5 protein-coding genes are annotated in these 5,319 nt (G+C 70.6%); all 5 read left to right on the plus strand.

Annotated elements, in window-relative coordinates:
- Window positions 1–793, plus strand: a 793-nt coding sequence (locus CCN44_RS37290) for an ATP-grasp domain-containing protein (protein ID WP_143650266.1), incomplete at its 5' end; no start/stop codon positions are given.
- The gene (locus tag CCN44_RS37295) at window positions 790–2,115 is read left to right on the plus strand and encodes an ATP-grasp domain-containing protein (protein ID WP_059256358.1); all 1,326 of its coding nucleotides are present in this window, start codon (window positions 790–792) and stop codon (window positions 2,113–2,115) included. The genes CCN44_RS37290 and CCN44_RS37295, both read left to right, overlap by 4 nt.
- Window positions 2,112–3,374, plus strand: a complete 1,263-nt coding sequence (locus tag CCN44_RS37300) for an ATP-grasp domain-containing protein (protein ID WP_059256360.1) — start codon at window positions 2,112–2,114, stop codon at window positions 3,372–3,374. The genes CCN44_RS37295 and CCN44_RS37300 overlap by 4 nt, the downstream gene beginning before the upstream one ends.
- Window positions 3,371–4,276 carry an EamA family transporter gene (locus tag CCN44_RS37305; protein WP_086703201.1) on the plus strand — a complete coding sequence of 302 codons (906 nt, stop codon included), beginning with the start codon at window positions 3,371–3,373 and terminating at the stop codon, window positions 4,274–4,276. Before CCN44_RS37300 ends, CCN44_RS37305 begins: the two co-directional genes overlap by 4 nt.
- Window positions 4,273–5,319, plus strand: a 1,047-nt coding sequence (locus CCN44_RS37310) for a DUF885 domain-containing protein (RefSeq protein WP_143650268.1), incomplete at its 3' end; no start/stop codon positions are given. The genes CCN44_RS37305 and CCN44_RS37310, both read left to right, overlap by 4 nt.

Consider the following 5,319-nt stretch of genomic DNA (forward strand, 5'->3'; position numbering starts at 1 on the left):
CACCGCCCACGCCACCGGCCCCACCACCGCCCACGCCACCGGCCAGGGCACGGGCCGGGGCACGAGCGGCATGGACTTCCTCATCGAGGACTACATACCCGGCCGCGAGTTCAGCTTCGAAGTCCTCGTCGTCGACCACGAGCCGCACGTGGTCGCCGTACACGAGAAGTGCGAGGTGACGGAGACCGCGGGCACCGTCCTGGAGAACGCCTGCGTCAGCCCGCCCACCAGCCTGACCCGGCAGCAGACCGCCGCCGGGATCCGCTGGGTGAGCAGCGTCCTGGACACCCTCGGCCTCGGCTGGGGCTGCTTCCACATCGAAGCCCGCCACACCCCCTCCGGCTGGGACCTGATCGAGGTCAACCCCCGCGTCGGCGGCAGCCTGATCTCGCCCAGCGTGGCAGCACTGACCGGCGGCCCCGGCCTGCTCGACCTCTGGCTCGACCTCCTGCTCGCCGCCCGCCGCCCGGCCGCCTACCGCACCACGCTCGCCGGCCTGTCGTACACGGCCGACGGCACCACACCGAGCCCGAACGCGACGTTCTTCCGCGTCTTCTTCGCCGGCCCCGGCACCATCCGCACGGTGACGGTCAACGACGACCTCCCCCTCCCGCCGGCCCTCTCCCACGTCCTCCTCCAGCCCGGCGACGTCGTGGAGTCCTCCGCGCGCGAGGTGTTCTGCGGCCAGGTCCTGTGGCGCATGGACCGGGACGGCCGCGAGGCGGTCCTGCCCGACCTGCTGCCCGCCTCCGAGCGAGCCCTCGAGATCGTCTACGAGACGGAGCACCGATGACCGGGCCGATCCTCCTCATCGTCGACTACAACCTCAGCCGCATCGACGAGGTCCGCCACCTGCGCGACCACGCCCGCCGGCGCCACGGCGCCACCGTGATCCTCGTCCGCGCCGACCCCACCGAGGCCGACCACGCCATCGCCGACGAGGTCATCGACCTCGACCCGCTGCGCGACGACTTCGCCCAGATCGGCGAGAAACTCCTCGCCGACCGCCGCGACCGGATCAAAGCCGGCATCGTCTTCTCCGACAACGCCGTCCGCAGCGGAGCCGAACTGCTCCACCGCCTCGGCGTCCCCGTCGACTCCCCGCCCCTGGCCGAAGGCGCCTTCTCCAAATACCGCTACCGGCTCGACGAGAGCCGCGTGGCCGACCTGCTGGCCGCACAGCGCATCATGGTGCCCGCCTTCACCGAGATCGCCTCCCTCGACCAGCTCCACGCCTTCGCCCACGACCACCCCGAAGGCTTCGTCATCAAGCCCGCCGCGGAGGGCAACAACCGCGGCGTCGTCGTCGTCCGCCCCGGCGACGACCTGACCGCGGCCTTCGCCGAGGTCCTGCCCTACCTGGAGGGCGGGGTCATCTGCGAGGAACTCATCCCCTACCGGCGCGAGTACTCCTTCGACGGACTGGGCTCGCTGACCTTCCTCACCGAGAAGATCAGCGCACGCGGCCGCTACCCCGTCGAGATCGCCCAGGTCCTGCCCGCCCGGCTCGACCCCCACGAACGCGCCACGCTGCAGCGGGCGGGACAGCTGGCGAACTGGCTCGTCGGCCAGTGCGACGGCCCCTTCCACAACGAGATCAAACTCAGCGACGACGGCCTGCACGCCGCGATCGTCGAACCCAACCGGCGCCCGGCCGGAATGAAGATCTGGGCCCTGGCCCGCTGGGTCTACGGCATCGACCTGCACCACCGCTGGGTCGACACCGCCTTCGGCACCGCCCCCCACACCGAACGCCTGGTGCCCGGCTGCGCGGCGGCGACGGTGATGCTCGGCGTCGCCGCCGACCGCTCCTTCGCCCCCGACGACGTCCCCCCCGGCGCGGACCCCTTCGGCGACGCCGTCCGCGCCACCACCGAACAACTCGGCCTGGCGGATACCGACCTGACCGTCACGGAGTTCTCCTGGCTCTCCCCCCGGCGCCGCGACCTGCACGCCCTCGCCCGCGACAACGCCGACTTCGCCGCCCAGGGCTGCGTCGTCCTGCGCGGCGACCGCGCCGACATCCGCACCGTCGTCCACACCCTGCGCGAAGCCTGGTCACACGCCCTGGACCGCGCCGTCGCCCCGCCCGCCCCCGCCAGGAAGGCCCGATGAAGATCCTCATCCTGCACCGCGTGCCCTACTTCAAGATCGAATACCACCGGGGGATCCGCCACGACCACCACGAGGTCACCTACTTCGGAACCGACCAGGCACTGGCCACCCTCCCGCCCGACCTGCGCTGCGAACGCGTCAGCCGCCCCGGCACCCGCCCCGCCTTCGACGAGGCCCGCACCTGGCTGGCCCGCACACCCCGCCACTTCGACCGGATCATCTCCATGTCGGAGTACGAACTCCTCGACGCCGCCCGCCTGCGCGAACACCTCGGCGTCCCCGGCGCACCGGTGGACCAGGTCGCCCTCGCCCGCGACAAGGTCCTGATGAAACAGGCCGTCGACCAGGCCGGCCTGCGGGTACCGCGCTACTGCCCGCTGCCGCACTTCCTCCAGCACGACGGCCACGCCCCCTGGAGCGGCCCCACCGTCCTCAAACCCCACCGCGGCGCCTCCAGCGAGGACGTCCTCGTCTACGACACCCCCCACCAGGCCGCCACGGCGATCACCGAACACCGCACCGGCATCCCCCGCCTCGACGACGGCACCGCCCTTCACGACTTCCAGGTCGAGGAATTCGTCACCGGCCCGATCCGCCACTTCGACGGCCTCGTCCAAAACGGCGAGATCCTCCTGCTCACCGCCAGCCAGTACATCGGCACCTGCCTGCAGTACGCCCAGGGCCGGCCGATGGGCTCGTTCCAGATCCCCTGCTCCGAGCAGACCCGCACCTGGGTCGCCCGCGCCCTGGCCGCCGTCCAAATCCACGACGGCAGCTTCCACCTCGAAGCGATCGTCCACGAAGAAGAACTCGTCTTCCTCGAAGTCGGCAACCGCGTCGGAGGAGCCGACGTGGTCGCCAGCGTCGAACTGGCCACCGGCGTCCACCTGCCCTCCTGCGAACTGCGCATCCTGCTCGGCGAACCCGTCGCCGCCACCCTGCCCGCACCACCCGCACCACCCCGCTGGTACGGCTGGTTCGTCCACCCCGGCCACCACCTCGCCGGACAGCAGTACCACGGCCTCAAAGGAGCCGCCCCCTTCCGCACCAGCCCCCGCGTGATCACCTGGCACGAACTGGCGCCCGGCGCACCCCTGCCCGATCACATCACCTACCAGGCCGGAGAGACGGTCCTCGCCGGGATCGTCGCGGGCGAGAGCCCCGAACAGACCCACAACTGGATCACCGACCTGTTCGCCTCCCTCTCCGTCGACACCCGCCCGGCCACCCCCGCACCACTGGAACGAGTCACGGCATGAAAAAACAGCACATCCTGATCGCCATCGCCGTCACCGCGATCTGGGGCCTGAACTTCTCCATCATCAAAATCGGACTGAAAAGCGTCGACCCGTTCATCCTCGCCGGGATCCGCTTCGCGCTGTGCGCCCTGCCCGCAGTCTTCTTCCTCAAACGCCCCCAAGTCCCCTGGCGGCACACCATCGGCTACGGCCTCGTCTTCGGCGTCGGCCTGTGGGGCATGGTCAACCTCGGCATCAAAGCCGGACTCTCCTCCGGCATCGCCTCCCTCGTCCTGCAGTTCAGCGCCTTCCTGACCATCCTGCTCGGCGCCGTCGTCTTCCGCGAATCCCTCTCACGCTTCCAGTACCTGGGGATCGCCGTCGCCCTGACCGGCCTGTTCTCCATCACCTTCGTCACCGACGGCACCGTCACCCTCGCCGGCATCGCCCTCGTCCTGTTCGGCGCCGTCTCCTGGAGCATCGCCAACGTCATCCTCAAAAAGGCCGCACCCAAGGACACCCTCGCCTTCATCGTCTGGTCCAGCCTCTTCTCACCCATCCCCCTGTTCCTGCTGGACCTCGCCGTCAACGGCACCACCGGCTACACCGACCTGCCCGACCAGATCGGCTGGGCCGCGGTCCTCTCCATCCTCTTCCAGGCCTACCCCAACACCGTCCTCGGCTACGCCGTATGGAACTGGCTGCTGCGCGAATACCCCGTCTCCACCGTCGCCCCGCTCTCCCTGCTCGTCCCCGTCTTCGGCGTCCTCGGCTCCATGCTGATCTTCAACGAACCCCTGCCCCCGCTCAAACTCCTCGCCGGCGCACTCATCGTCACCGGCCTCGTCATCGGCCTGTACGGCAAACGACTGGCCCAGTCCCCCACCACCACCCGCCTGCCCACGATGAGCCGCTCCCGATGACGACCACCCTCAACACCCTCGCCGACCACTACGTGGACGAACTGGCCGCCCTGGACCCCTGCCTGGCCGCCGTCATGGGCATCGCCGGACAAGAACACCACCTGACCGACTACAGCCCCCAAGCAGCACAAGCACGCACCGACCTGGCCCGCCGCACCCTCAAAGCCCTCGACGACACCCCCACCACCAGCGACGCCGAACGCATCGCCGCCGCAGTACTGCGCGAACGCCTCACCACCGACATCGCCCTCGCCGACGCCGACGCCTACGGCACCCTCCTGGACACCCTCGACGGCCCCGTCCAGCGCCTACGGCACGCCATCGGACTGCTCGACCAAGGCCCCGCCACCGACTGGGACGCACTGCTGGCCCGGCTGCGAGCCCTGCCCGCCACCCTGACCGGCCTGCACCAAAGCCTGCAGGCCGCACGACACCGCGGCCGCATCGCCCCCCACCGCCAAGTCACCCGCAACGCCCAGGACTGCCGCGGCATGCGCCCCTACCTGGCCGGCCTGCCCACCCACCACGCCGACGGCCCCCTGCGCCACGCCCTCGACCAGGCCGCCGCAGCAGCCAACGAAGCACTCACCGGCTTCGCCACCTACCTGACGCACGACCTCGCACCCCACGCCCCCCGACACGACGCAGTGGGCGCCGACCGCTACCACCTGGGCGTACGCGAATTCCTCGGCACCCGCCTGGACCTGGAAGAAACCTACGCCTGGGGCTGGGAGGAACTCACCCGCATCCAGCACGAGACAGCCCAGGCCGCCGCCCGCATCGCCCCCGGCGAACCCGTACCCGCAGTGCTCGCCGCACTCGACCGCGACCCACGCCACCACATCACCGACGCCACAGCCTTCCGCACCTGGCTCCAGGACCTCGCCGACCGCACCATCACCGACCTCGACGGCACCCACTTCCACATCCCCCCACCCCTGCGACACATCGACTGCCGCACCACCGCCACCGACGGCCCCGCCTGCTACCTCGCACCCAGCGAAGACCTCTCCCGCCCCGGAACCCTCTTCTGGCCCCGTCTC

Source organism: Streptomyces tricolor, from assembly GCF_002155905.1.
Classification (GTDB): Bacteria; Actinomycetota; Actinomycetes; order Streptomycetales; family Streptomycetaceae; genus Streptomyces; species Streptomyces tricolor.